Annotated in this window: 29 protein-coding genes and 1 pseudogene; 19 read left to right on the top strand and 11 right to left on the bottom strand. The window is 70.3% G+C overall.

The genetic code is table 11. The features are described from left to right. Positions 1–61: 61 nt before the first annotated feature. Complete coding sequence (locus ACH4UM_RS19335) at positions 62–634, top strand: GNAT family N-acetyltransferase (protein WP_398180388.1); 573 nt, start codon at positions 62–64, stop codon at positions 632–634. On the opposite strand, the gene ACH4UM_RS19330 is transcribed toward ACH4UM_RS19335, so the two are convergent. After that, complete coding sequence (locus tag ACH4UM_RS19330; RefSeq protein ID WP_398180385.1) at positions 624–1,307, bottom strand: glycerophosphodiester phosphodiesterase; 684 nt, start codon at positions 1,305–1,307, stop codon at positions 624–626. The genes ACH4UM_RS19335 and ACH4UM_RS19330 overlap by 11 nt on opposite strands. Before the next feature lie 435 nt (positions 1,308–1,742). On the opposite strand from ACH4UM_RS19330, the gene ACH4UM_RS19325 reads away from it, so the two are divergent. From ACH4UM_RS19325 to ACH4UM_RS19305, 5 genes and pseudogenes are all read left to right on the top strand, one after another. Next, positions 1,743–3,140, top strand: a complete 1,398-nt coding sequence (locus ACH4UM_RS19325) for a DUF6421 family protein (protein WP_398180382.1) — start codon at positions 1,743–1,745, stop codon at positions 3,138–3,140. A 188-nt stretch (positions 3,141–3,328) separates the two neighbouring features. Next, positions 3,329–4,084 carry an SDR family NAD(P)-dependent oxidoreductase gene (locus ACH4UM_RS19320; protein WP_398180379.1) on the top strand — a complete coding sequence of 252 codons (756 nt, stop codon included), beginning with the start codon at positions 3,329–3,331 and terminating at the stop codon, positions 4,082–4,084. Beyond that, on the top strand, positions 4,081–5,151 hold the full coding sequence (locus tag ACH4UM_RS19315; RefSeq protein ID WP_398180376.1) for a threonine aldolase family protein: 1,071 nt from the start codon (positions 4,081–4,083) through the stop codon (positions 5,149–5,151). Before ACH4UM_RS19320 ends, ACH4UM_RS19315 begins: the two co-directional genes overlap by 4 nt. 111 nt (positions 5,152–5,262) lie before the next feature. Next, positions 5,263–5,856, top strand: a complete 594-nt coding sequence (locus tag ACH4UM_RS19310; RefSeq protein ID WP_398180373.1) for a transglutaminase domain-containing protein — start codon at positions 5,263–5,265, stop codon at positions 5,854–5,856. A 4-nt stretch (positions 5,857–5,860) separates the two neighbouring features. Then, positions 5,861–6,145: pseudogene (locus ACH4UM_RS19305) on the top strand (cytoplasmic protein); the annotation flags it as partial. Positions 6,146–6,423: 278 nt separating this feature from the next. Here ACH4UM_RS19305 and ACH4UM_RS19300 read toward each other — a convergent pair. Continuing rightward, positions 6,424–7,152 carry a lysophospholipid acyltransferase family protein gene (locus ACH4UM_RS19300; protein WP_398180370.1) on the bottom strand — a complete coding sequence of 243 codons (729 nt, stop codon included), beginning with the start codon at positions 7,150–7,152 and terminating at the stop codon, positions 6,424–6,426. A 173-nt stretch (positions 7,153–7,325) separates the two neighbouring features. Continuing rightward, positions 7,326–7,742, bottom strand: coding sequence for a DUF4395 domain-containing protein (locus tag ACH4UM_RS19295; RefSeq protein WP_398180367.1), 417 nt, complete (start codon positions 7,740–7,742; stop codon positions 7,326–7,328). A gap of 78 nt (positions 7,743–7,820) precedes the next feature. Here ACH4UM_RS19295 and ACH4UM_RS19290 point away from each other — a divergent pair, with 78 nt between their 5' ends. The 7 genes from ACH4UM_RS19290 (at position 7,821) to ACH4UM_RS19260 (ending at position 13,601) form a co-directional block, all read left to right on the top strand. Further along, positions 7,821–8,234, top strand: coding sequence for a TlpA family protein disulfide reductase (locus ACH4UM_RS19290; protein ID WP_398180616.1), 414 nt, complete (start codon positions 7,821–7,823; stop codon positions 8,232–8,234). Between the two features lie 208 nt (positions 8,235–8,442). After that, a complete protein-coding gene (locus tag ACH4UM_RS19285; protein WP_398180364.1) occupies positions 8,443–8,952 on the top strand; it encodes a flavin reductase family protein in 510 nt (169 codons plus the stop codon). A 241-nt stretch (positions 8,953–9,193) separates the two neighbouring features. Then, positions 9,194–9,988 (top strand): electron transfer flavoprotein subunit beta/FixA family protein, encoded by a 795-nt coding sequence (locus tag ACH4UM_RS19280; protein ID WP_398180361.1) that lies wholly within the window; start codon positions 9,194–9,196, stop codon positions 9,986–9,988. Between the two features lie 94 nt (positions 9,989–10,082). Further along, on the top strand, positions 10,083–11,045 hold the full coding sequence (locus ACH4UM_RS19275; protein ID WP_398180358.1) for an electron transfer flavoprotein subunit alpha/FixB family protein: 963 nt from the start codon (positions 10,083–10,085) through the stop codon (positions 11,043–11,045). Positions 11,046–11,229: 184 nt separating this feature from the next. After that, a complete protein-coding gene (locus ACH4UM_RS19270; RefSeq protein WP_398180355.1) occupies positions 11,230–12,534 on the top strand; it encodes a DUF6986 family protein in 1,305 nt (434 codons plus the stop codon). A 212-nt stretch (positions 12,535–12,746) separates the two neighbouring features. Next, positions 12,747–13,157, top strand: a complete 411-nt coding sequence (locus ACH4UM_RS19265) for a hypothetical protein (protein ID WP_398180352.1) — start codon at positions 12,747–12,749, stop codon at positions 13,155–13,157. Positions 13,158–13,286: 129 nt separating this feature from the next. Beyond that, positions 13,287–13,601, top strand: a complete 315-nt coding sequence (locus ACH4UM_RS19260; protein WP_398180349.1) for a hypothetical protein — start codon at positions 13,287–13,289, stop codon at positions 13,599–13,601. A 213-nt stretch (positions 13,602–13,814) separates the two neighbouring features. Here the strand turns inward: ACH4UM_RS19260 and ACH4UM_RS19255 are convergent, their stop codons facing one another. From ACH4UM_RS19255 to ACH4UM_RS19230, 6 genes are all read right to left on the bottom strand, one after another. Continuing rightward, positions 13,815–14,063: a hypothetical protein gene (locus ACH4UM_RS19255; RefSeq protein WP_398180346.1), complete on the bottom strand. Its 249-nt coding sequence runs from the start codon at positions 14,061–14,063 to the stop codon at positions 13,815–13,817. Then, positions 14,060–14,632 carry a hypothetical protein gene (locus tag ACH4UM_RS19250; RefSeq protein WP_398180343.1) on the bottom strand — a complete coding sequence of 191 codons (573 nt, stop codon included), beginning with the start codon at positions 14,630–14,632 and terminating at the stop codon, positions 14,060–14,062. The genes ACH4UM_RS19255 and ACH4UM_RS19250 overlap by 4 nt, the downstream gene beginning before the upstream one ends. An 18-nt stretch (positions 14,633–14,650) precedes the next feature. Continuing rightward, complete coding sequence (locus tag ACH4UM_RS19245) at positions 14,651–15,145, bottom strand: hypothetical protein (protein WP_398180340.1); 495 nt, start codon at positions 15,143–15,145, stop codon at positions 14,651–14,653. Next, complete coding sequence (locus tag ACH4UM_RS19240) at positions 15,132–15,710, bottom strand: hypothetical protein (protein WP_398180337.1); 579 nt, start codon at positions 15,708–15,710, stop codon at positions 15,132–15,134. The genes ACH4UM_RS19245 and ACH4UM_RS19240 overlap by 14 nt, the downstream gene beginning before the upstream one ends. Beyond that, complete coding sequence (locus tag ACH4UM_RS19235; protein WP_398180334.1) at positions 15,668–16,411, bottom strand: site-specific integrase; 744 nt, start codon at positions 16,409–16,411, stop codon at positions 15,668–15,670. Before ACH4UM_RS19235 ends, ACH4UM_RS19240 begins: the two co-directional genes overlap by 43 nt. Before the next feature lie 372 nt (positions 16,412–16,783). Continuing rightward, entirely contained in the window at positions 16,784–17,899 is a 1,116-nt protein-coding gene (locus ACH4UM_RS19230; protein WP_398180331.1) for a LacI family DNA-binding transcriptional regulator, read from the bottom strand. Between the two features lie 160 nt (positions 17,900–18,059). Here ACH4UM_RS19230 and ACH4UM_RS19225 point away from each other — a divergent pair, with 160 nt between their 5' ends. From ACH4UM_RS19225 to ACH4UM_RS19200, 6 genes are all read left to right on the top strand, one after another. After that, positions 18,060–19,016, top strand: a complete 957-nt coding sequence (locus tag ACH4UM_RS19225; RefSeq protein WP_398180328.1) for an ROK family protein — start codon at positions 18,060–18,062, stop codon at positions 19,014–19,016. A 180-nt stretch (positions 19,017–19,196) separates the two neighbouring features. After that, on the top strand, positions 19,197–20,042 hold the full coding sequence (locus tag ACH4UM_RS19220; protein ID WP_398180325.1) for a hypothetical protein: 846 nt from the start codon (positions 19,197–19,199) through the stop codon (positions 20,040–20,042). Positions 20,043–20,080: 38 nt separating this feature from the next. Continuing rightward, entirely contained in the window at positions 20,081–20,275 is a 195-nt protein-coding gene (locus tag ACH4UM_RS19215) for a hypothetical protein (RefSeq protein ID WP_398180323.1), read from the top strand. A gap of 763 nt (positions 20,276–21,038) precedes the next feature. Continuing rightward, on the top strand, positions 21,039–21,455 hold the full coding sequence (locus tag ACH4UM_RS19210; RefSeq protein WP_398180320.1) for an XRE family transcriptional regulator: 417 nt from the start codon (positions 21,039–21,041) through the stop codon (positions 21,453–21,455). 184 nt (positions 21,456–21,639) lie between these two features. Then, entirely contained in the window at positions 21,640–22,143 is a 504-nt protein-coding gene (locus tag ACH4UM_RS19205) for a hypothetical protein (protein ID WP_398180317.1), read from the top strand. A gap of 673 nt (positions 22,144–22,816) precedes the next feature. Next, positions 22,817–23,050 (top strand): helix-turn-helix domain-containing protein, encoded by a 234-nt coding sequence (locus tag ACH4UM_RS19200; RefSeq protein ID WP_398180314.1) that lies wholly within the window; start codon positions 22,817–22,819, stop codon positions 23,048–23,050. A 142-nt stretch (positions 23,051–23,192) separates the two neighbouring features. Here ACH4UM_RS19200 and ACH4UM_RS19195 read toward each other — a convergent pair whose 3' ends face one another. Both ACH4UM_RS19195 and ACH4UM_RS19190 read right to left on the bottom strand, forming a co-directional pair. Further along, complete coding sequence (locus tag ACH4UM_RS19195; RefSeq protein ID WP_398180311.1) at positions 23,193–23,417, bottom strand: hypothetical protein; 225 nt, start codon at positions 23,415–23,417, stop codon at positions 23,193–23,195. A gap of 147 nt (positions 23,418–23,564) precedes the next feature. Continuing rightward, entirely contained in the window at positions 23,565–24,227 is a 663-nt protein-coding gene (locus tag ACH4UM_RS19190; RefSeq protein WP_398180308.1) for a hypothetical protein, read from the bottom strand. Positions 24,228–24,321 lie beyond the last annotated feature (94 nt).

Genomic DNA, 24,321 nt, shown 5'->3' with positions numbered 1-24,321 from the left:
TAGTGCCAGGGTTACGCTCATCCCTGCCCTGCCGCGCCCGAGGACCGAAAGGCATGCCTCCATGGACACCGACGCCGCCACCGCACTGACCTTCCGCGACGCCACCGACGCCGATGTCGACACGCTGGTCGCACTGATCGAGTCGGCCTACCGCGGGGACGCCAGCCGGGCCGGGTGGACCACCGAGGCGGACATCCTCCAGGGGCAGCGGACGGACCCCGAGGGGGTGCTGGCCGTGATCAAGTCGCCCGACAGCCGGCTGCTGACGGTCGAGCGGGACGGCCGCGCGGTCGCCTGCTGCCAGCTGCAGCACCGCGGCGAGCACGCCTACTTCGGCATGTTCGCGGTCAGCCCCGCCTCGCAGGGCACCGGCCTCGGCAAGCTGATCATCGCGGAGGCCGAGCGGCAGGCCCGCGAGACCTGGGGCGTCACGGAGATGCACATGACCGTGATCTCGGTGCGCGAGGACCTGATCGCCTGGTACGAGCGGCGCGGCTACCGCCGTACGGGAAGGATGACCCCCTTCCCGTACGGCGACGAGCGCTTCGGCATTCCGCAGCGTGCCGACCTGCAGTTCGAGCTGCTGGTCAAGGAGCTCGCGCAGGCGGGGACGAGACCTTCGACTACGCGGTGAAGCGGCCGGTGCGCTTGATCTGCGGGTAGTCGGTGGTCGCGCCGTCGAGCTCGAGGGCCCGGACCAGGCGCAGGTGGTCCAGGGTGTTCACGACCCAGCCGATGATCCTCAGGTCCGCCTTGCGCGCGTGCTCGACGATTTCCAGGGTGAGCCGGCGGATGTTGAGGACGAGGGTGGCGGCGCCGGCCGCGGTTGCACGCTCGACGACCTCGGTCCCGTAGTGGTCCGCGACGAGCGCGGTGCGTACGCCGGGCACCAGGCGGGCGGTCTCGGCGATCGCCTCGTCGTGGAACGACAGCACCTCGACCCGGGAGACCAGGTCGCGCCGGTTCATGACCTCGGCCAGCGCCTGCGCCGCCGCCACGTCCTTGATCTCGGCCTGCAGCGGCGCGCTCACGGCGTCGAGGACCTCCTCGAAGACCGGGATGCGCTCGCCGCGGCCGGCGTCCAGGGAGCGCAGCTCGGCCAGGGTCTTGTCGGCGATCGGACCGCTGCCGTCGGTCGTGCGGTCCACCTCCGCGTCGTGCATGACGACGAGCGCGCCGTCCTTGCTCAGGTGCAGATCGAGTTCGATGACGTCGAGGCCGGCCTGCTGGGCGGCGACGAAGGAACGGAGGGTGTTCTCGGGCTCGACACCCATGACTCCGCGGTGACCGATGGTAAGGAAGTTCAAGGTTCAACTCGCTTCCGTCGACGGCGGCTCGGCGCGGCGCGGAGCGGACGGACACCGTCCGCGCGGCAGTGCCGCAGCCTAATCGCCCCGAGCGGCGATGAACCCGTGCTTACACGGGGCAGTGGGGTGACGGCCCGGAGACGGCAGGGGTGTGCCGCCGGGGCGGTCACTCCGGCGTGGGCGAGTCCCGCGGAGATTGACCCGGGGTCCCGGCTCACCGTCCCGCCGTCATCGGCGGCCGAAAACCGTCCCCGGTTACGGAGCGGTGCATCACCCGACCGGTCTAGTGGAACTCGCCGCTGTACGGGTGTTCGGCAGGAAAATGGTCGGTGACAGCGGGTGTGTGCAGAAAAATTTCCCGTGACCCCCCTTGATGGCGGAAACCTCGTATGTATACGGTCTCCTTACGCAAGCTTCTCCCGTGGAGGATGGGACATGACGGAAATTCTTGTGCAGGTGGGTACGGAGGGACGGGTTCCTCCGGCGAGCAGGGTGGTCGAGCACCCGGCCTGGCCTGTTCTCAAGGATGCCGTGGAGCAGATCCGGCCATGGCAGTCGAAGGACGGTTCGATCGACTTCGAGGCCGAGGGTGCCCCGCTCCGGACCGACGCCGAGGCCGCCGTACGCCGTGCGGTCGAGGCCGTCCGGGAGCTGTCCCCGCTGCTGCCGCACGCCGCCGCCTACCACGAGGTGCTCGCCAAGGACCTGTGCCGCTGGGCCGAGGGCGGGTTCGAGGTGCCGGACTTCCTCGACTCGCTGCTGGCCTTCCAGCCCGCCGCGCACCGCGAGGACGGCCTGCAGCACCTGGTCGTCTTCCCGATGTACACGCAGAACGGCAACCCGGACCGCAACCTGGAGGCGGTCGTGCTGCGCATGGTCTGGCCGGACTGGCTGGCCGAGCTGGAGCGCACCCGCTACGACAACCCGCTGTTCTGCGGCATCACCTTCGAGGACTTCACGGCCGGCTACGACACCAACTCCGCCGTCCTCTTCCCCGAGACGATCGCCGTGCGCGAGGCGCCGGAACGATTCTCCTGGGGTGGCATCTTCTGCGACCGGGAGGCCGCCCGCTTCCGTCGCGTCACCGCCGCCGCCGTCGACCTGCTGGGCCTTCGGCTGCCCGAGGACATCGCCGCCATGGTCCACGACCAGAAGCGCTGCGAGGAGGCCTTCGTGCTGTGGGACATGGTGCACGACCGCACCCACAGCCACGGCGACCTGCCCTTCGACCCGTTCATGATCAAGCAGCGCCAGCCGTTCTGGATGTACGGCCTGGAGGAGCTGCGCTGCGACCTGACCGCCTTCAAGGAGGCCGTGAAGCTCCAGGCGGACGGCGTCGCCCAGGCCCGTGACGTGCAGTACGCGGTGCTGTTCGACCGCATGTTCCGGTTCCCGGTCACCGGCGAGCGCGTGCGCAACTACGACGGTCTCGGCGGCCAGCTGCTCTTCGCCTACCTGCACAAGCACGACGTGGTGCGCTGGACCGACAACAGGCTCTCGATCGACTGGGAGCGCGCCCCGCAGGTCACCAACCAGCTGTGCGCCGAGATCGAGAAGCTCTACCGCGACGGCATCGACCGCCCCAAGCTGGTGCACTGGTTCGCCGGCTACGAGCTGGTCTCCACCTACCTCGCGCCGCACCCCGGCTCCAGGTGGGCCAAGGGGCCCGACGCCCTGGATCTGACCCAGCCGCCGCGCAAGCTCGTCGACGACGTGCTTCCGGACGAGTTTCCCCTGAGCATGTTCTACGAGGCACTGTCCAAGAAGCTGAAGAACGTGATCGCCTCCACCAAGGGCATCACGGCGGACAGCGCCGAGCGGGTCGCCGCGTGAGCGATCGCGCTAAGCGCGGTGCGCCGCACAAGCGCGCCGGTGCCGAGACCGCGTGCGGGCACCCCCTGCCCGAAGAGCATGGGGGAGCACGCAGGCCCGAAGGGGTGAGCACGGTCGCGCCCTCGACACCGGCTGCGGCGCTCCGTGGGCGCACAATGGACACGCACACTGCTCAGGAGGCGAAGAACATGGGGAACGGGGCTCTCAGCGGTGCGGTGATCGCGGTGGCCGGCGCGGGTGGACCCGCCGGCCGGGCGGCACTGCTCAGGCTCGCCGAGGCGGGCGCGACCGTCGTCGGCGCGGACAACGACCCGGAGCGGCTGTCCGAGGCCGTGGACGCGGCCCGCTACGCCTCCGGCGGCGCCACCGTCACCGGGGACACGGTCGACCTGCTCGACCTGAACTCGACCCGTGACTGGGCCGCGCACGTCGAGAAGGACTTCGGCCGCGTGGACGGCCTGGTGCACCTCGTCGGCGGCTGGCGCGGCAGCGAGACCTTCACCAAGACCAGCCTGGACGACTGGGACTTCCTGGAGCTGCTGCTCATCCGCACCGTGCAGCACACCTCCCTGGCGTTCCACGAGGCACTGCAGCGCAGCGAGCGCGGCCGGTACGTGCTGATCAGCGCGGCGGGCGCCAGCAGGCCGACCGCGGGCAACGCCGCCTACTCCGCGGCCAAGGCCGCCGCCGAGGCCTGGACGCTGGCCATGGCCGACTACTTCCGCAAGGCCGGGAAGGCCGAGGGCGCCGAGGGGCCGACGTCCGCGGCTACGATCCTGGTGGTGAAGGCGTTGGTGCACGAGGCGATGCGCGCCGAGCGCCCCAACGCGAAGTTCGCGGGCTTCACGGACGTCAAGGACCTCGCCGAGGCCATCGCCGACGTCTGGAACAAGCCCGCCGCGGAAGTGAACGGAAACCGTCTGTGGCTGACCGAGAAGCCGTGAACCCTCCCAGGACCGACGCGCGTCGCCATCACGACCCGGAGGTCCGCGGTTTCGCCAGCGACAACTACGCGGGAATCCACCCGGAGGTGCTCGCCGCCCTGGCCGTGGCCAACGGTGGGCACCAGGTCGCGTACGGCGAGGACGCCTACACCGAGAACCTCCAGCAGATCGTCCGCAGCCACTTCGGCGCCACCGCCGAGGCGTTCCCGGTGTTCAACGGCACTGGCGCCAACGTCGTCGCGCTCCAGGCGGTCACCGACCGCTGGGGCGCGGTGATCTGCGCCGAGAGCGCGCACATCAACGTCGACGAGGGCGGTGCGCCCGAGCGCATGGGCGGTCTGAAGCTGCTCACCGTGCCCACGCCGGACGGCAAGCTCACGCCCGAGCTCATCGACCGCCAGGCGTACGGCTGGGAGGACGAGCACCGCGCGATGCCGCAGGTCGTCTCGATCACCCAGAGCACGGAGCTCGGCACCCTCTACACGCCGGAGGAGATCCGCGCGATCTGCGAGCACGCCCACGCGCGCGGCATGAAGGTGCATCTGGACGGCTCCCGGATAGCCAATGCGGCCGTCTCCCTGAACGTGCCCATGCGGACGTTCACCAACGCGGTCGGCGTCGACATCCTCTCGCTGGGCGGGACGAAGAACGGCGCGCTGGTGGGCGAGGCGGTCGTCGTCATCAACCAGGACGCCGTCAGCCACATGAAGCACCTGCGCAAGCTGTCCATGCAGCTCGCCTCCAAGATGCGCTTCGTGTCGGTGCAGCTCGAGGCGCTGCTCGCCAAGGACCTGTGGCTGCGCAACGCCAGGCACGCCAACGAGATGGCGCAGCGGCTGGCGGAGGGCGTGCGGGCTGTGCACGGCGTGGAGATCCTCTACCCGGTGCAGGCCAACGGCGTCTTCGCCAGGCTCCCGCACGACGTGAGCGAGCGTCTGCAGGAGCGGTTCCGCTTCTACTTCTGGAACGAGGCCGAGGGAGTCGTCCGCTGGATGTGCTCCTTCGACACGACCGAGGACGACGTGGACGCGTTCGTGGCGGCGCTGAAGGAGGAGATGGCCCGCTAGCGCGCCGAGGTGGCCGGCCCGGGACCGGCGACCGCGGTCCGATTGCATAGTTATGCGATCACTCGAAAATTCATTGACTGGCGAGTGATCGCATTCCTATGCTCTGCCGGCATGGAGCTGATCCAGAACACTCCCGACCTGTCCGCCTACCTGGCTGCCGACGAGGCGATCGACCACGAAGACCCGGTGGTCCGCGAGACGGCCTGCCGCCTCGCCGAGGGGGTGGCCGACTCGTATGCCTATGCGCGAGCCGCGTACGAGTTCGTACGCGACACCGTCCCGCACTCGCAGGACTCCGGCGACCTGCGCGTCACCTGGCGCGCCTCGGACGTCCTCCGGTGGCGCACCGGCATCTGCTACGCCAAGGCCCACGCACTGGCCGCCCTGCTGCGGGCCGAGGACATCCCGACGGCGCTCTGCTATCAGCGGCTGGCTCACGACGGCGGCGGCGGGTACGCCGTGCACGGGCTGGTCGCCGTACGGTTCAACGGGGCCTGGCACCGGCAGGACCCGCGCGGCAACAAGCCGGGACTGAGCGCCCAGTTCTCCCTCGCGGGCGAGCGCCTGGCCTTCGTGCCCGACCCGGAGTCGAATGAGTTGGACTATCCGGTCCTGTACGCCGAACCGCACCCGGCCGTACTGAGCGCCCTCAGGGCCGCGCCGGACCGGCCGCGGCTGTGGAGGACGCTCCCGACCGCACTGTGATCCCCTGACGAAGAAGACGACGCTCACCCTCATCGTGTCCGACGAGGTGCGCGCGCTCGCGCCCGGCTTCACCCACGTCGCCGTGGAGGCCCACGGCCCGGTCAACGGGCCCAGCACCCAGGCGAGTTCGGCGCTCCTGGACGAGGCGGCCCACCCTCTCGCCGTACGTCCGGACGGGCACGCCCCGCACGAGGACCCGCACATGGCCGCCTGGCGCGAGGTCTGCACGGCCTTCGGCGCCAAGCCGTCCCGGACCCGCAACTCGGCCGAGGCGCCGGCCAGGCGGGCGCCGAACTGGCCGGACCCTGGAGAAGTTCAGTCCGGGAGCCCGGATCACGGTCCGGACCCCGGCGGCGTGAGGAACCGGCCCGGGCGAGGTGAGGAACCGGCCCGGGCGGCGTGGCCGGCCGGCCTCACGGGCGCGATGGGTCGGCGCGCCGCAAGGGATCAGACGGATGGGACGCGGCCCGGCGGCTCAGCGGGCGACGGACCGACGGACCGACGGACCGAGGGGCGACGGATCGAAGCCTGCCCCGGGACGCCCCACCGCTGCGGTGGTGTGCCGGGTCAGAGGGCCTCGGCTGTGCGCAGCTGCTCCAGGGTGGGGGCCGTGCCGCCGAGGTGGGCGGGCATCCACCAGGTGTCGTCCGGCCCCTTGGGACGAACCGGATAGGCGCGCTGGGCGGCCTCCAGGAGCTCCTGGACGCGCTCGCGCAGCCGGCGCGTGATGGCGCCCGCGTACTGGTCGCGGGGCGCCTCGACCGCCTCGCCGACCCGGATGGTGATCGGGGTGTGGCTGCGCTTGAAGTTGCGCGGCTGGCCCTTGGTCCACAGCCGCTGGGTGCCCCAGACCGCCATCGGGATCAGCGGGACGCCCGCCTCCTGGGCCAGCCGGGCCGCGCCGGACTTGAAGCCCTTCAGGGTGAACGACTGGGAGATGGTGGCCTCCGGGAAGACCCCGATGACCTCGCCCGACCGCAGCGAGTCCAGCGCGTGCGCGTAGGCGGCCTCGCCCTGGGCGCGGTCCACCGGGATGTGCTTCATGCCGCGCATCAAGGGGCCGGAGATCCGGTGCCGGAAGACCGACTCCTTCGCCATGAAGCGCACCAGACGCTTCTGCGGGAGCGCCGCGAGCCCGCTGAAGATGAAGTCCAGATAGCTGATGTGGTTGCTCACCAGCACGGCGCCGCCCGAGCGCGGGATGTTCTCCGACCCCTTGCAGTCGATCTTGAGGTCCCACACCTTGAACATCGTGCGGGCGAGACCGATGACGGGACGGTAGACAAGCTCGGCCATGAGCGGGGCGGACCCTTCTGTCTGCCAGGGTAGGGGGCTCCCGGCGGAAGTTACGCTGCCGTAGGTCTACGGCACGTCGCAGATCGTGCCCCAAGAACGGCCGGGGAGCCAGCCCACGTGCCCGTACACGGCGAGATCCTCGTCACGTCGGCGCAGTGCAGCCGTCACCGGTGTCACTCCGTACGCACCGCCACCCGCCGCACCAGCAGGTACAGCTCGCAGCCCAGGCAATACCCGAACGCGGCGTTGAGGAATGCGGCGGCGAGCGCGGCGCCGGTCGCCGCGAGTCCGAGCCAGGCGGGCCCCACGGCGTACCCGACGAGCCCCAGGCCCGCGAAGACGAGCCCCACCGCCTGTGCGAACCGCGGGGGTTCGGGCGCCTCGAACTCGGTGGGCGGGCCGAGCCGGGGCCGTACGGCCGTCCGGAACGCCCAGCCGTACGGCGACCGGCCGACCCCGCCCGCCGCGCCCAGCGCGAACGCCAGCGTCTGCCAGGCCAGCAGCCAGACGCTGCCGGTGATCAGCACCATGGCCAGCACGACGGTGGTCACGGCAGCGCCGAAGCGCGGCCCTCTGGTATCGATGTCCATGAATCAAGCATTCCGCATCGGAAACCCATTCGGGCAGCCGGGAATCCTTGCAGTCTCATGAACGCTGGAACAGGGGCGATGACCGGACTGGTGGTGTGTGTGGCGGTGCTCGTGGCGGCGAGCGCCTATGGAGCGCTGCAGCGGCGGCGGAGCGGGAGGATACGGGTGCGAGGGCGGGACGAGGGCAGGCGGCTCGGAGTGGCCGACCTGGGCGAGGACCTCGGCGAGCGCGCGACGCTGGTGCAGTTCTCCAGCGCCTTCTGCGCGCCCTGCCGGGCGACCCGGCGGGTTCTGGGCGAGGTGGCCGGCGTCGTGCCCGGAGTCGCCCATGTCGAGATCGACGCCGAGGCCCGTCTGGACCTGGTGCGCGAGCTCGACATCCTCAAGACGCCGACCGTGCTCGTCCTCGACGCGGACGGCCGCATCGTGCGGCGCGCCACCGGCCAGCCGCGCAAGGCGGACGTCATCGCGGCCCTTGGGGAGGCGGTTTGACACGCCTGTCCGTGACGGTGAGGCATCTCCCAGATGCCGGGACGCACTTGACTGTGCGCACCACCCATCGTCAGCCTGACTGCATGCATCGGGAACTCCTTCTCTTCGGGCGGGCGGACGTCGACCTCGCCCGCCACGTGAGCGCGCGCTGTCCGGGCTGTTGAACAGCCACGGACCCCGCCCGTCCCATCAGCAGAAGGACAACTCCATGACGGCCACGTCCGGCCTCGGTACCTTCCAACTCGCCTCGCCCGACCTGCTCCGCTCCGTCTTCCGGCGGCACGCGGCGGGTGTCGCGGTGATCACCGCCCGCGGTGACGCCGGACCGGTCGGCTTCACCGCCACCTCCCTCACCTCCGTCTCCGCCGAGCCCCCGATGCTCTCCTTCGGTGTCGGCACCGGAGCCTCCAGCTGGCCGGCGATCTCCGAGAGCGACCACATCGGCGTCCACATACTCGGCGAGCACCAGGAGGACCTGGCCGTCACCTTCGCCCGCAGCGGCGCCGACCGTTTCGGGGCGCCCACCTCCTGGCGCGACGGCCCCGAGGGGGTGCCCGTCCTCGACGACGTGCTCGCCTGGCTGGTCTGCCGGGTGGTCGCGCGGGTTCCGGCCGGCGACCACCGGATCGTGCTCGCCGAGGTCGTCCTCGGCGACCCCACCGGCGCCGGGCGCCCCCTGCTCTACCACCAGGGCCGCTTCAACGGCCTGCGGGACTGAACCCGCCGGCGGGACCGAACCCGCCTGCTCGCCCTCGCCTGCGAAGCCGTCGGATTCCGGTTACGCTGCGTTGCGAAGGTCACAGTTCAAAGCGCTTGCTTAGCGGGCATGAACTAGGTGTACTGACGAGTAATATTCCGGTCGGAGCGCGGGGTCGCCCCGACCGGGATCGGCCGCTTCAGGCGCCTATGCTGCCTGCAAGAAGGCAGCCCAGAAATGACGATGCAGTAGGAGAGCCGGCGTGAGCTTGAGGATCGTTGTCACTGTGAAGTACGTGCCCGACGCCACTGGCGACCGGCACTTCGCCGATGACCTGACCGTCGACCGTGACGACGTGGACGGTCTGCTCTCCGAGCTGGACGAGTACGCGGTCGAGCAGGCGCTGCAGATCGCCGAGAACTACGACGGGGACGGCGACGCCGAGGTCACCGTCCTCACCGTCGGCCCGGAGGACGCCAAGGACGCGCTGCGCAAGGCGCTGTCGATGGGTGCCGACAAAGCCATCCACGTCGAGGACGAGGACCTGCACGGCACGGACGCCATCGGCACCTCCCTCGTCCTGGCCAAGGCCGTCGAGAAGGCCGGCTACGACCTGGTGATCTCCGGCATGGCGTCGACGGACGGCACCATGGGTGTCGTACCGGCCCTGCTGGCCGAGCGTCTGGGTGTCCCGCAGGTCACGCTGCTGTCGGAGGTCTCGGTCGAGGACGGCACGGTCAAGGGCCGCCGCGACGGCGACGCCGCCTCCGAGCGGCTCGAGGCGTCCCTGCCGGCCGTCGTGTCGGTCACCGACCAGTCGGGTGAGGCGCGTTACCCCTCCTTCAAGGGCATCATGGCGGCCAAGAAGAAGCCGGTTCAGTCCTGGGACCTGTCCGACCTGGACATCGACGCGGACGAGGTCGGCCTGGAGAACGCCTGGACGAAGGTCGACGCCGCGGCCCAGCGCCCGGCCCGCACGGCGGGCACGATCGTCAAGGACGAGGGCGAGGGCGGCAAGCAGCTCGCTGAGTTCCTCGCGAGCCAGAAGTTCATCTGAGGGACCCCGGGCCCGCGCGAGGGCCCGCTCCCTTCCCGCCCCCCGCCCCTCGCCCCCCTGAAGACTTCGCAATTCCGCTAGGAGAACCATTCCCATGGCTGAAGTTCTCGTCTACGTCGACCACGTGGACGGTGCCGTCCGCAAGCCCACCCTGGAGCTGCTGACCCTGGCCCGCCGCATCGGCGAGCCCGTCGCCGTCGCCCTCGGCAACGGCGCCGCCGACACCGCCGCCACCCTCGCCGAGCACGGCGCGGCGCGGGTCCTCACCCACGACGCCTCCGAGTACGCCGAGTACCTGGTCGTGCCGAAGGTGGACGCCCTGCAGGCCGCCCACGAGGCCGTGTCCCCGGCCGCCGTGCTCGTCCCGTCCTCCGCGGAGGGCAAGGAGATCGCCGCGCGTCTGGCGCTGCGCATCGGCTCGGGCATCATCACCGACGCCGTCGACCTGGAGGCCGGCGACGAGGGCCCGGTGGCCACCCAGTCGGTGTTCGCCGCCTCCTTCACCACCAAGTCCCGTGTCTCCAAGGGCACTCCGGTCATCACGGTCAAGCCGAACAGCGCGGCCGTGGAGGCCGCTCCGGCCGCCGGTGCGGTCGAGGCCCTGGCGGTGTCCTTCTCCGAGAAGGCGACCGGTACGAAGGTGACCGGCCGTACGCCGCGGGAGTCGACGGGCCGTCCGGAGCTGACCGAGGCCGCGATCGTGGTCTCCGGTGGCCGTGGCGTCAACGGCGCGGAGAACTTCTCGATCATCGAGGCGCTGGCCGACTCCCTCGGCGCGGCCGTCGGCGCCTCGCGTGCCGCGGTGGACGCGGGCTGGTACCCGCACACCAACCAGGTCGGCCAGACCGGTAAGTCCGTCTCGCCGCAGCTGTACATCGCCAACGGCATCTCCGGCGCGATCCAGCACCGCGCCGGTATGCAGACCTCGAAGACGATCGTGGCCGTCAACAAGGACCCCGAGGCCCCGATCTTCGACCTGGTCGACTACGGCGTGGTCGGCGACCTGTTCGACGTCGTCCCGCAGCTGACCGAGGAGGTCAAGGCCCGCAAGGGCTGACGTCCCGGCTGCCGTATCGGGCGGTACGAGGCCCCCGTGACCCCGCGGTCACGGGGGCCTCGGCCTGTCCCGGGCCCGGCGACGGCTCAGGCTGCGGACAGGTGTTGACCCGCGGGAAGATCCACGGATAGCTTCATTCAACGGATTGTTGATTCCGTACCGTGGAAAGGCAGGAGGGTGTGGGATGGGCCAGGGCCGGCAGGAGAAGGTGGCGACGAGCCTCGCGGGTGCCGTCAGCGAGGCGATCAGCGCATCCCTCGCCCCGGTCGACGCCGAGCTGGACCGCCGTTATCCGGGCGACCCCGGCACCCGCCAGCCCGTCCACACGGTCTACGTCCCCGGGGACGTCTTCGCCGCCGACACCATCCGCTCCTGGGGCGACCAGGCCCTGGCCGCCCTCGACGAACACGCCCCGGACGCGGCCTCGTTCGCGGCGGTGCTCGGCCTGAGCGACGAACTGGCCGCCCCCGTGTACGACCGCGTCCGCACCAAGCTGGAACGGGAGCCGATCGAGGACCTGCGCGTGGACTTCGAGGACGGCTACGGCACCCGGCCCGATGCGGAGGAGGACCGGGCGGCCGCCCGCGCGGCCCGGCTGATCGCCGAGGCGTACGCCAGGGGGACGGCCGCGCCCTGCATGGGCATCCGTGTGAAGTGCATGGAGGCGGCGGTCCGCGAACGGGGCATCCGCACCCTCGACGTCTTCCTCACCGGCCTGATGGAGGCCGGCGGCCTGCCCGGCGGGCTGGTCCTGACGCTGCCGAAGGTGACCTACCCCGAGCAGGTGACCGCGATGGTGCGGCTGCTGGAGGCCTTCGAGAAGGCGCACGGGCTCGAACCCGGCCGCCTCGGCTTCGAGATCCAGATCGAGACCAGCCAGGCCATCCTCGCCGCCGACGGCACCGCCACCGTCGCCCGCATGATCCAGGCGTCCGAGGGCCGGGCCACGGGCCTCCACTACGGCACCTTCGACTACAGCGCCTGCCTGGGCGTCTCCGCCGCCTACCAGGCCAGCGACCACCCGGCGGCCGACCATGCCAAGGCGGTCATGCAGGTGGCGGCGGCCGGCACGGGCGTACGCGTCTCGGACGGCTCCACCAACGTCCTGCCCGTCGGCCCGACCGAGAAGGTGCACGACGCCTGGCGGCTGCACTACGGCCTCACCCGCCGCGCCCTGGCCCGTGCCTACTACCAGGGCTGGGACATGCACCCCGGGCACATCCCGACCCGGTACGCGGCCGTGTTCGCCTTCTACCGCGAGGGCTTCCAGCCGGCCGCCGCCCGCCTCGCCCGCTACGTCAGCCGCGCCTCCGGCGACGTCCTGGACGAGCCCGCCACCGCCAAGGCCCTCAGCGGCTATCTGCTGCGCGGCCTCGACTGCGGCGCCCTCGACCCGGCCGAGGTCACCCGGCTCACCGGCCTGACCCGCTCCGGCCTGGAGGCCTACGCCGCACCTCGCCGCAGCGACCTGACGGCGTCCGGTCAGTAGCGGCCCGTTCATGCGGGCGAAGGCGTGCTCGACGCGGGCGCGGACCCTGCGGTGGGAGGCGTTGTGCTCCCCGGAACTTCACGATCAGCGCCGACCCCCGGTTGACCTGGCGCTAGGACGCATCTAGGACGGCCGAAGGACCCGTGTCCATAGCGTCACTGTGAGGCACTCAGCCGTGCCGCGACGTTGTCAGGCGATCAGGAGGAAGTCTCATGTACATCGGCAAGAAGCTGGCTGCGACCACGGCGCTGGTCGGCGCCATGGCCACGGGCGGGGTGTTGGCCGCCACCCCGGCGAGCGCGGCCATCACGGATATGGGAATCCACTTGACCACCGGGCACAACGTGGGGCTGTACAACGACTACAACGTCATTGACAACGCCGACAAGGCCACTCAGCAGGACCTCATCTACAACGCGAATCCGAACGTCACGGACGGTATCGAGGTCGACTGCTGGAGCGACAAGGGAAAGATGCTGGACCAGGGGAACCGCTGGTACCACACGAAAACCGAGTACTACAACCACCTCGGGTACTCGCTGCACATTTACGCGTGGACCTACGCCCCCTACGTGGACGGCGAGGCCGGCATCCGGGCCGGCCTGCAGAAGTGCGGCTACTAGTAGGACACCGTTACTGAGGTTTTCACGGTGGGGCCGGTGGTGCGAGGGTCAGGCCGGTGGCGGTGAGGCAGCGATCAGGTGCATGAACCGTCACCACCCGACGACAACCCGAAAACCTCAGTAACCACCATGACCGCCTCCGAGGTCCGCGAGATCACCATTGGCACCTGGGCCATTGAGCTCGACAACGGCGAGAATCTGGGTGCCCTCAATGTCGGCGACGCCGTCGACTTGTACACCGGCACCGACTTTGACGGCCTGTGGGTTGCCAAGGAGTTCAGCGAGCAGGGGACCGTCATCACCCTGCAGGTTGGCAAGGTCGTCGAGAACTGCGCTGACGACGAGGCGATCTCCTGCCCGTACTCCGGCACCCGCCACGCGCACCCCGCGGATGTTGACGGCCGCGTCCTTCGACGCCCTGAGATCGCGGCCCCGCCGTCCTGACATGCACGATCAGCAGCCTCTCCGCGTGTCCGACGCGTCCGGCCGGGGGGCCTGCGGTTGACGCTGCGAAGGTAGCGGGCGGAGCACGGCCGCGCGGTCGGCCATTTGCTGGTGGAGGAGTTGGTTCTCGGCTGTCGCTTGGTGCAGCGCACCGACGAGAGCTTCGACGTCGGCCTTGAGCTGGGTGATCTCCTCCGCGTCCGCAGCCCGTACCTACTTGAGCCGGCGGACCTGCTTGCGCAGGCGCTGGTCGCTGTCCGGAGTGCCACCGCGGGCGCGGACCTTTTCGTAGAACTCGTTCTTCAGGTCGGTGTGCCGCTGGGTGAGTGCGTTGCGCGGGACACCGGCTTCGACGGCGAGGGCGACGACCGTCAAGGCTCCGTTGGAGCGCTCGGGTGCGCCACGCAGGATACGGTCCATCGCGGCCCGAATGCGGTCACGCTCGTCTGCGACGGGGCTCATGCGGTCGGCTCCTGGGAGTGGATACGGTCGTGGTTGTGTCGGTCGGCCAAAACTCGGAGATGGCCGGCGTGCCGGGTGAGCCGGTCGGCGAGCGGTCCGGGCAAAGCCTCCGAGGTGGCCTGCTCCTCCAACGTCTGTGCGCACTGCACGAGTTCGTCGGCATGACGGTCGGTGCGCGCGATGTTCGCACATGACGGCTGGCAGCGGTCGAGACTCGGGGCGTTGGCGATATCGAGGCGGTGACACAGGGCGCGGTCGTGGTTGTAGACGCACATCGGGAACGAGTGCGGGTTGTCGCAGACGGTCAGAGCCGGGTTGCCCAGGATGTCCCGGGCTTGGCGATGCGTGCGGATGGACCCGGCGAAGGAAGGGGCCTGGGCCGCGGCGTGAATCGCTCGCCGGGCTGCCGGTCCGGAGATCCCTGCCCCGGCGGCGAGATCGTCGTGGAGGGTGGTGAGGGTGTCCGCGGTGGCCCGGGCGGTCTCGATGTCGAGCAGTTGGTGGATGCCACCGCGGCCGCGCGCTAATGGTGGAGTCGGGTATTGGAACTGTCCGAATGCCCTGCCCAAGGACACCGCAGACGAGAGTCACAGGTAGTCGAAGAAGCGAGTCCACCACGTCGGGGGATGCTCGGGCGGGTAGTAGGAGACAAGGTCGCTGACGCCGTCGTATCTCGTCCAGAGCAGATGCTCCGAGATGGGGACGTAGCCGAGTCCGTCGAGCTCGTCGTCGATGCGGTGACGGTCTGTGTCCTGGAAGAGATCGCGTTCCTCTTCCTCGTCGTAGCTTCCGGGATTGCCCAGGGTCACGGTGGCGAGGTTTCCGAAGTTGCTGATGGTCACGGTGATGTGTTCCCCGCTGGCCGTAGCGGCGTCCGGGATGACGATCGTCCCGTGGTGGCTGGCGTCCTGGACCCCTCGGTCGACGGTGCAGGTGCACTGGAACCGCTGGTCCAGACGCGATGCGAGGTGGTCGAACCGGGACCGGGCAGCCGTGTGGTCATAGCCGCGGGGGAATTCCATGTGGTCCGGATCATCGAGTGCTCGCAGCAGTGCCCACGCGCGCTGTTCATCGAGAGGCATGTACATCTTCTCCTTGCTGGTGAGCACGATTGGCGCGCTGTCTGACCTCGGCGGCATAGGCGGCCCAGTCGCCGCCGGATGCCTTCCGCCACTGGACGGCGACCTGGATGTGGACGCCGAGACCCCAGGTGTGCTCCGCCGAACCGCCCACCAGCGCACGCCGGTAGCGCTTACGGACGGTGCGGGGGTTGTCGTAGACCGGGACGTCGCCAGTGCGGGCCAGTACATCCAGGGCCTCCCCGAGCAGCCACTCGGTGCTGCCCGCCTCGATCCGCCCTTCACGCCAAACCGTCAAGTGGGCGGTGCATTCCCGGATCCGCAGCAGTGCGGCCCGGAACGTCCGGCGCGCGGCCAGCTTGATCTGCTGGAACTCCTCCGGCCCGTAGGCCTGGTCACGGCCCGGCGTCCAGTTGAACCGCTTCGTCGTCGCCTCGCGCACCGACCGCGCCAGACGCGGATCCATCTGCAGCAGTCCGGCGATGGTGGAGTGCTTGGTGTAGCCGTTCGAACTGGGCGGCAGACTCAGCCGCCACGCGGTCCAGCGGGCCGCCGTGAGCCGGTCCACATCGTCAGGCCCGTTCTCCAGGCCGGCGAGGGACTCCGCGAACGGGCGGACCAGGTACCAGTGCCCCTCGCTGGTCTTGACGCTGTCCCAACCAACAGCAGATCAGCGAAGGCGCCGTTGCGATCGGCAAGCCGGCCTGACCACCCCGGGTACGGCACGCCGTCCGCGCCGTATCCGAGCAGCCCGACCTCCACCCAGCGGCGAAACGCCCGTGGCGTCAGCCAACGGACCTCGCTGCTCCGCGCGTTCTTCGCTCGGGCCGCCGGGACCAGAACCCGTTCGCCGTTCCTGCCGAGGACCGCTCGCATGACCACCGGGTTGACCATCACGTGCTCGCGCTGGGCCGCCCACTCGTACAGCCGGATCAGCGCGGCCAGCCCGCGGTTCCACCGCGCCCCACCGACCCGGCGCGGGTTACGCAGTGAGCGGGTCCGCCAGTCCTCGAAGGCCCACAGATCGTCGGCCGTGGCGTCGCTCCACGTTTTTCCGCGACTCCACAGGAAGTCGAACAACAGACAGTAGTCGTCCGTGTAGTTCCGCTTCGTCTCCGGTGCGAGACGGGCGAACGACGACCGGCACAGATATCGGCTCAGCACCTCGTCGATCCAGTAGTCCGGAGAAAGAAGAATCGGATCCCCAGGATGAATCCCAACTCGATCCTCACGCTCGGCCAGGTCCTCCCACCCGACCAGAACAGGCACTCGATCCCCCGCCACCCGGCGATCCCTCGGCACCCAGTACGTACGCCAACCCGGCACGCATCCACCCCTGCTCGATCCGCTTCAACACGTAGGTCCGACAGGGAGGACGACGCCGAGTGCCGCTCGGACCCCCGGGCCCGGATCCCACCAGCGGCTCGATGAACACCGCCCTCGACGGGGCGCGCCGGCGACCGCGAAACGGACCTGCTCGACGAACGCGCACGTGGGCGCGCACCCTCTGCCCCGTGAAGGGTGAGCGGGTCAGGGCCGGCAGGAGTGGAGTTGGGCCGGAGCCGGGCAGCGGGGGCGGAGCCCCTGCCGGGGTTCGGGGTCGGAGCCCCGGGACGGGAGCCGTCCGGCGGGGCGGGGTGTTCAGCCCGCCGGCGGGAGCTCGCCCGAGCCGCGGGAGATCAGGCGGGTCGGGAGTTCGATGCGCTCCGGGGTGGCGAGGGTGCCGTCGAGCTGGCGGAAGAGGCGCTCGGCCGCCGTGCGGCCGAGGGCCGCCGCGTCCTGGGCGACGACCGTCACGCCCGGCTGGAGCAGGTCGGCGAGCTCGATGTCGTCGAAGCCGACGAGGGCGACCGGGCGGGCCTGCTCGGCCAGTACCCGGATCACGGTGACCGTCACCCGGTTGTTGCCGGTGAAGATCGCGGTGACCGGTTCGGGCCCGGACAGCATCGCCTCGGCGGCCCGGCGCACCCGTTCCGGGTCGGTGACGCCCAGCGACATCCAGGAGTCCTCCACCGGTATCCCCGCGTCCTCCATGGCCGCCCGGTAGCCGCGCAGACGCTCGGCGGCGGTGTGGATGCGGGGCATGTCGCCGATGAAGCCGATCCGGCGGTGGCCGTGGGCGATCAGATGGGCCACGCCGCCTCGGGCGCCACCGAAGTTGTCCGACAGTACGACGTCGGCGTCGATCTTCCCGGCCGGGCGGTCCACGAACACGGTCGCGACGCCCGCCTTGATCTCCGGCTCCAGGTACCGGTGGTCGTCACCGGCCGGGATGACCACCAGTCCGTCGACCCGCCGCGCGCACAGGGCCAGCGCCAGCTCCTGCTCGCGGTCCGGGTCCTCCGCGCTGGAGCCGTTGATGAGCAGCGCGCCGTGCGCCCGGGCGACCTCCTCGACCGCTCGGCTGAGCGGCCCGTAGAACGGGTCGGCGAGGTCCTCGAGGACCAGCCCGATGCTCGCCGTACGGCCCTTGCGCAGCACCCGTGCGCTGTCGTTGCGGCGGAAGCCGAGCGCCTCGATGGCCTCCTGGACACGCCGCTCGGTGTCCGGGGTGACCCCGGGTTCGCCGTTGACCACGCGGGAGACGGTCTTCAGTCCGACACCGGCCCGGGCCGCCACGTCCTTCATGGTCGGACGGTTGCCGTAGCGGGTCCCGGAGAGGCGGTCGGAGCGGTCTGCGGGGCGGTCGGCTCGGCGGGCGGTCTCTGGCACGATGCGGCGTCCTGTCCTGTCGTCCACGGGGATGCGGCGGTCCATGGGTTTGTATGAGGATGTGGCGTCGAGCATAGAGCCTGGACAACGTTGTCATACGCACGAGAGACTGTCCACCGCACACTCCGGCCCGCGCCCCCCACCGCAGGACGGGGCTGCGCCCACCTCTTGGTTTTTCGACGGTTGACGGGGAGATCTGACTCTGATGCACACCGACCTCGTGGCAGCGCTCGACATCGGCGGCACCAAGATCGCCGGAGCGCTGGTGGACGGCCACGGCGGCATCCTGCTGCGCGCGCAGCGTGCCACGCCCGCGCGGGAGGACGGCGACACCGTGATGGGGGCCGTGGAGGAGGTGCTCGGCGATCTGGTCGCTTCGCCGCTGTGGGGACGCGCCGCGGCCCTGGGTATCGGCAGCGCGGGCCCGGTGGACGCCTCCGCCGGCACGGTCAGTCCCGTCAATGTGCCGGGCTGGCGGGACTACCCGCTGGTGGAGCGGGCCGCAGCCGCGGCCGGCGGGCTACCCGTGGAGCTGATCGGCGACGGTGTGGCGATCACCGCGGCCGAGCACTGGCAGGGCGCCGCCCGCGGCCATGACAACGCGCTGTGCATGGTGGTCTCCACCGGCGTCGGCGGCGGCCTGGTCCTGGGCGGCAAGCTGCACCCCGGCCCGACCGGCAACGCCGGCCACATCGGTCACATCAGCGTCGACCTCGACGGCGACCCGTGCCCGTGCGGCTCCCGCGGCTGCGTGGAGCGCATCGCAAGCGGCCCGAACATCGCGCGCCGGGCGCTGGAGAACGGCTGGCGTCCGGGCCCCGACGGTGACACCTCGGCCGCCGCGGTGGCCGCCGCCGCGAGCGCCGGGGACCCGGTGGCGGTGGCTTCCTTCGAGCGTGCCGCCCGGGCCCTGGCGGCGGGCATCGCGGCCACCGCGACCCTTGTCGAGATCGACATCGCGGTGATCGGCGGGGGCGTGGGCAAGGCCGGGGACGTGCTCCTCGCGCCGCTGCGGAAGGCCCTGAGCGACTACGCCACTCTCTCCTTCGTGCAGCGCCTGACGGTCGCCCCCGCCCAGATGGGCACGGACGCAGGCCTGGTGGGAGCGGCGGCGGCCGCGCTCGCGGGGCGGGCGGGCGCGGCGACGGCCGCCGGAGTCTGACGGCGCCCAGCGGGCCGTAGCGGCCCTGGGCGGGAGGACTCTGGGCCCGGAGCGCCTCCTGACGGGGCGGCAACCTGCCGGCGGCGGGCTCGTCCTGGTGGCCTGCAGGGGTGATGACGGACATCTCGTATGCGCGGTACCGTTTCGGACTTACACGACACGGACAGGGGGGTGGGGGCCATGACCGTGACCGCGCGACCGGACGGTGCACCGAGGACGACCCGTCTCGGGCGGGACAACGCCGCCCGGCACACTCTGCGGACGGCCAGGGAGGCACAGCGCATTCTGCGGAACGCCGGGGATGGGGCGGAACTCGACCGGAAACTGGACGAACTCGTCCTCGACTACGGGGACCTGACGGGCGGTCGCCGACTGTGGCGGCCACCCGTCGCAGGGGTCCAGGAGAAGCGGCAGCTGATCAACGGCATCGCCCGGGCGGCGGTGTTCCTCCGAGCGCACACCTGGGCCGAGTGCGATGTGCGGCACATCCTGTACGGTGCGCCGGCCGACGGGGCGGGCGACCACCTCGGTGAGCGGCAGGCCGCGGAGACGCTGGACGCGCTGGGGTACCTGACGCTTCCGGGCGCCGACGGCGCCGGCTGGGGGTTCACGCTGCTCAAGGAGGCGACGGCCGACGACGAGCAGTGGAGGAACATCGTGAAGGGGGCGCGTTACCTCCTGGACCCGTCCTTCCTGATGCTCTTCGGAGACACGGCGAAGATCCTGGGCGAGGCCACCTACGCGTGGAACATCAGCGCGTTCAAGGCGTGTGTGCAGGGTGTCGAAGGGCTCGTCGTCTCGCAGGAGCCGACGCTGCCGCCGGAGCCGTCGACGGACCTGCCGACGGACCGGAGGCTCGTGCCCGACGTCCTTCCCGACGACGCTCCGGTCGCCCGCATGTATCGGGAGGGCAGCTGCTTGATGTCCGCGGAGGAACTGCTGAACGGCCGGGGACCGTGGCCTCGCGGTGGGATCGGCGACGTGGGCGGCGACGACCTGGGGCTGCCCGGCGTCGACGGCATCTGACACCGTGACCAACCGCGCCCCGCGCCGTTGAGCCGGGCATGAAGAAGCGCAGCATGCTCGCCCTCGCCTCCCTCGCCACCGGATTCGTGGTGGCCGCCGTCACCCCCTCGCACGCCGCCGATCACGACGCGCTCGGGGACCTGAAGGTGAGGGACACCGCGGGAACCGTCGACCACCTCGTCAGCCACGACGGTCTCGCCACGGACGACGACGTCCTGGGGCACAACGGCTGAGACCGACGGACCGGGCGCGGTGCCGGTGTCCCCAGCGCGGGGACGCCGGCGTCGTCGGGTGCGACGCCCTCAACTGGGGCTGGTTTCCGTGGCAGGGTGGAGCGGGCAAGCCACAGGGGGCCAACAGAAGAGGGGGAAACGTGATCGTCTGGATCAACGGCGCTTCAGCCATCTGGGCTGGTCAGCGGTCTACCTGCGGTGCAGCGGTCACCAGAGTTAGCCCTAGTTAGCTTGAGTTGGCTGGGGTTAGCCCTGCTTCGCAAGATCTTTTCCCCACTCGTTCCCCACTGGTAGAGGAAGGCGGCCCCCGGCGTCAGTTGCCGGGGGCCGCCTTGTTGGACCAGGGCGGGGCTCCACCCGGGGAGGCGGACAAGGCCCCGTCCTGGCGTTCGTGAGTGGCGTGCGTGCATGGCGCGATTGCCGCTGCCGCCCTGCTTATTTGTTCGAGCGGGATTGAAGTAGGGTCAAGAGTCCAAGTGGGGCCGCCCACCCGCCGACGAGGGGGTACTCACGGCAGGCGGGTGGGCGATCTGGTGCGAGCGAGCGACTTGCGCCCAAAAACTTGGGCAGTTCGAATGTGGCACGGCCGGCGGTCCTCTGTCCATACTCTTGGGCAAGGTGGCTGCGCCTCGCCGCTGGGACTAGCGCCGGATGCCCAAAAAGCTGGACACTGGATGCAAGGCGCACGCATCAACGGCGCGTGCCGAATGGCTGGCTGCCGGACACGCAGGGGGCCTTTCTGTCATGCGAGGAGCTGAGGACGATGCCGGCTGACGATGCACGGGAGCGCACCGAACTCTCCGACCTCGTCCGCACGCGGATGGCGGAACTCGGTCTGAGCTACCGGCGACTCGAGGAGATCTGCGTCGACCCCGAAGCGGTGGCCGGCGATCAGGCGGTCGAGCCGCTGTGGAGGCGCGGCACCCTGGAAAACCTTGCCAAAGGACGCCGCATCAAGCCCCCGGATTTCCCGATGCTCCGGGCCCTGGCTGCTGGTCTTCAGGTCACGCTTCGCCAGGTGCAGGAAGCCGCGGGGGCACAGTTCCTCGGGATTGACACGGTATGGAGCCCCGACGGCAGGACGAGGGTGCTGATCGAGGGCTTCCGCGACATGGACCCGGAGGACCAGGCGAAAGTCCTAGCGCTGATGGAGTCGCGCCGGCGCCTGCGGCGGGACTGAGACTTTTCAGCCAACGCGCGGTCTGCGGTACGGAGTTGAGCTGCGGCAGGTACGTCCCGTGTGCGGCCTATTGGCCGAAAGCTGCTGTGGGTGCATGATGGATGTCCGTCTGGGGCGATGTCCATAAGTGGTCGGTGCCGCCCGCCTGTTCCGCAGGGGCGGCGCGTGTGAGCAGGGGGGCTACATGTCATACCAGCAGACGTCCATGGTCTACTACCGTGCTCTCCCCGGCCAAATCCCTGCCGGTCAGATCGTGCACGTTGACGACTACCAGGGCGGCGTGGCCGACATTTATTTCCACCATCGTCACGCTCGGGCGGAGTTCGTGTGGGATTTCAACTGGATCACCCGACATCACGTCGGGCACGGGCTGTGGCGGCAGAGATGGACACACGACGGGCGGCTCCATGAGCCCCAGGAGGGGCGTGGTGTTGCGATCGCCCGCTGGGAGATCGTTTCACCAGGAGAGATGCCGCGCGGGCGCTATGTCTTCCCGGTCGAGGAGGATGGCCTCTGTACGTGGCTCATCCGCTCCGGATCCTGCACCGAGGAACTACAAGAAACGATGAACTGCATACTCGAGCGGGCTGTCGGAGACGGCTTGTGGTGGCAGGCCTGGCACGACGAGCAGAGGAAGCCTGCCGTACCGACACTTCACGGACCGCCACTGTTGACGGCGCCGGTCTGACGTAGGCAGGAAAGTGTCCCCGACGGGAGGCTCGCCGATCCGACACGAGCGAGGCAGACGAGTGGGGGCGCTTAGGGCTACGCCTCGGCGGGGACGATCGGCGTGCCGATGTGCCCGGGCTTGGGAGCGTCGATGATGCGGGCCTCGGCGACCGCGAATGCGGCGTAGGTCAGCAGGCGTTCCCCCACGACTGGGCGGTAGCGCAGGTTCCCCAGTGGGGGCCGCCTTCCTGGACCAGGGCGGGGACCCACCCGGGGAGGGCGACATGCCCCACCCTGGCCACGGTGCTCAACGAGCAAATCGTGCCCATGACACGGGTTCGTTTCACCCAATCGGGTGAGCTTGACCGCCATTTGGTTAAGTTGGGTGACGAACCGCCCACCCGCCGACGAGGGGGTACTCACGGCGGATGGGCGGCCGTACCGGCACGGACCGGCGAACGGGCCGCACCGGGCTGCGAGGGGGGTGGCATTTGCAGCGCTCAAGCTGTCCGCGATCGGTGCATGTGCCGCTCATCTGCATACGCTCCCCTCGCGGGGAGCGATTCCATGGCCAACCGTGAATCGTTGGCCTGCAATCGCGCACTGGCTTGCTGCTCTCCTACCCGCCCTAGATTAGAAAATGTACGGTCAACGATACAGACACAAGATCACCCGGCCGACAGCGTTGACGAGTGCCGTCCGCCCCACCCCCCGACTGGGTTCTCGTTCGCCGAAGAGCGGTCGGCGAGCGAATCCGAGCCCTCCGAGCGCAGGCGAGACTCAGTCAGGAGAAGCTCGCCGAGCGGGCCGGCATGGACAGGCAAGCGATCAACCGGATCGAGCAGGGCCACGCCTCCCCGCTGCTGGACAACCTGATCCGGATCGCCGACGCCCTCGACACCCCCCTCCGCGACCTCGTCGGCTAAGGAGGAAGGGACCCGCCCATCCGCCACGGGGGAAGCAGACGGGCGGGGCCGGCTGGGGGCGCGTCAAGATCGGTGCGGGATTCCCTGGTCATGGGGCGGGCGCCGGTCCCCTCCCAGGTCGCGACGGGGCAATCGGCTCCTGTCAGGCGGCGAAGGCGAAGTAGGTGCCGATCGTAAGGCCGGAGAACGTGACCAACTGGCGCGGCTTGAGGCAGGTAAACGCCGCGTGCATCCCGATGCCGACGACGACTGCGTACGGCATCGTCACCGGGACGAGCAGCGCGGGCGGCAACCCGATCTCCGCCACAATGACGGCGGCTGCGACCAGCCCCCACAGGCGCACGTCGCGGTCGGTGAGATTGCCCATGTGACGGCGGACGAAGCCGGGCACTGCGAACTGGCGCCGGTACGGCAGTTGCTCCCTGACCTGAGGTTTCCGGACCACGGCAAGACGGGGGCTTGGATGTGCGGCGGCCGCCCCCGACGGGGATGACAGAGGCGGCCACTCGTCCCGCTACCGGTGCGATCGGCGGACACCGACAGCGGAACTCGCGCGACCGTCCATCAGCCGAAGCTCGGCCCGGCAAGCGGAGTCCGGCTCTGCCGCTTCAGCCAGCTGGTGCACGCTGGCGGCGATGAGCCGGGCGACGGAGAGCGGCGCGCACAGCATCGCGAGCGACGGCATGGGTACGGACCAGTAGGAGCCAGCGGTCCTGGGCTCGACGGCGTCCAGTCGGGGGATGCCGAGGTATGTGCCGCGGCCGAGGCAGTCGACGTCCTGGGTGCGCCAGTCGTCCACGGCCTGCCGCCACGTCGTGGGCATGCTGGCCGGGACGAGGGCGTAGTAGCGGGGCCCGTGCGGGTCGCAGACGACGGGGCCACCGTTGAGGGCGTTCTCGAGGAAGGCGTCGATCTGGGCGGCCTCCATGGTGGCGGTCAGGGCGATGATCAGGTGGCCGGGGATCCTGACCGCGGAGAAGAGCGTGCCCAGGGGCAGGAGCGCCACCCCGTGCTCGGCCCACTGCGCCCGCGCCAGGGCCCGCTTGGGCTTCGGGTGCGTGGACAACAGCCAGTGTTCGGTTGCCAGGCGGCGGTCGGCGCTCGTGTGTACCAGCATGCCGGGCTCGGGCTCGACGGGCCGTAGTTCCGCGGCTCCCGCTCGGCCTGTACGTTTCATGGTGTCGACGCTCCTCATCAGCGTTGGCCATACCCCGGGACCGGTAGCACGATCGCCGGGGTGTCTCGTCTCTGTGGCGGTCACGCAGCGGCTG

It is taken from the genome of Streptomyces sp. NPDC020801, from assembly GCF_044334385.1.
In the GTDB taxonomy this organism is placed as follows: Bacteria; Actinomycetota; Actinomycetes; order Streptomycetales; family Streptomycetaceae; genus Streptomyces.
The sequence above is the reverse complement of the archived record's forward strand: the minus strand, read 5'-3'. Positions and strand labels throughout refer to the sequence as shown.

Coding starts and splice junctions, on each gene's coding strand:
- ACH4UM_RS19270 (WP_398180355.1), top strand. CDS start 11,230: ATGGGCCAGGGCCGGCAGGAGAAGGTGGCGACGAGCCTCGCGGGTGCC.
- ACH4UM_RS19210 (WP_398180320.1), top strand. CDS start 21,039: ATGCCGGCTGACGATGCACGGGAGCGCACCGAACTCTCCGACCTCGTC.
- ACH4UM_RS19265 (WP_398180352.1), top strand. CDS start 12,747: ATGTACATCGGCAAGAAGCTGGCTGCGACCACGGCGCTGGTCGGCGCC.
- ACH4UM_RS19205 (WP_398180317.1), top strand. CDS start 21,640: ATGTCATACCAGCAGACGTCCATGGTCTACTACCGTGCTCTCCCCGGC.
- ACH4UM_RS19285 (WP_398180364.1), top strand. CDS start 8,443: ATGACGGCCACGTCCGGCCTCGGTACCTTCCAACTCGCCTCGCCCGAC.
- ACH4UM_RS19325 (WP_398180382.1), top strand. CDS start 1,743: ATGACGGAAATTCTTGTGCAGGTGGGTACGGAGGGACGGGTTCCTCCG.
- ACH4UM_RS19300 (WP_398180370.1), bottom strand. CDS start 7,152: ATGGCCGAGCTTGTCTACCGTCCCGTCATCGGTCTCGCCCGCACGATG.
- ACH4UM_RS19335 (WP_398180388.1), top strand. CDS start 62: ATGGACACCGACGCCGCCACCGCACTGACCTTCCGCGACGCCACCGAC.
- ACH4UM_RS19220 (WP_398180325.1), top strand. CDS start 19,197: ATGACCGTGACCGCGCGACCGGACGGTGCACCGAGGACGACCCGTCTC.
- ACH4UM_RS19255 (WP_398180346.1), bottom strand. CDS start 14,063: ATGAGCCCCGTCGCAGACGAGCGTGACCGCATTCGGGCCGCGATGGAC.
- ACH4UM_RS19295 (WP_398180367.1), bottom strand. CDS start 7,742: ATGGACATCGATACCAGAGGGCCGCGCTTCGGCGCTGCCGTGACCACC.
- ACH4UM_RS19230 (WP_398180331.1), bottom strand. CDS start 17,899: ATGGACCGCCGCATCCCCGTGGACGACAGGACAGGACGCCGCATCGTG.
- ACH4UM_RS19215 (WP_398180323.1), top strand. CDS start 20,081: ATGAAGAAGCGCAGCATGCTCGCCCTCGCCTCCCTCGCCACCGGATTC.
- ACH4UM_RS19260 (WP_398180349.1), top strand. CDS start 13,287: ATGACCGCCTCCGAGGTCCGCGAGATCACCATTGGCACCTGGGCCATT.
- ACH4UM_RS19320 (WP_398180379.1), top strand. CDS start 3,329: ATGGGGAACGGGGCTCTCAGCGGTGCGGTGATCGCGGTGGCCGGCGCG.
- ACH4UM_RS19245 (WP_398180340.1), bottom strand. CDS start 15,145: ATGCCTCTCGATGAACAGCGCGCGTGGGCACTGCTGCGAGCACTCGAT.
- ACH4UM_RS19275 (WP_398180358.1), top strand. CDS start 10,083: ATGGCTGAAGTTCTCGTCTACGTCGACCACGTGGACGGTGCCGTCCGC.
- ACH4UM_RS19195 (WP_398180311.1), bottom strand. CDS start 23,417: ATGGGCAATCTCACCGACCGCGACGTGCGCCTGTGGGGGCTGGTCGCA.
- ACH4UM_RS19190 (WP_398180308.1), bottom strand. CDS start 24,227: ATGAAACGTACAGGCCGAGCGGGAGCCGCGGAACTACGGCCCGTCGAG.
- ACH4UM_RS19225 (WP_398180328.1), top strand. CDS start 18,060: ATGCACACCGACCTCGTGGCAGCGCTCGACATCGGCGGCACCAAGATC.
- ACH4UM_RS19290 (WP_398180616.1), top strand. CDS start 7,821: ATGACCGGACTGGTGGTGTGTGTGGCGGTGCTCGTGGCGGCGAGCGCC.
- ACH4UM_RS19310 (WP_398180373.1), top strand. CDS start 5,263: ATGGAGCTGATCCAGAACACTCCCGACCTGTCCGCCTACCTGGCTGCC.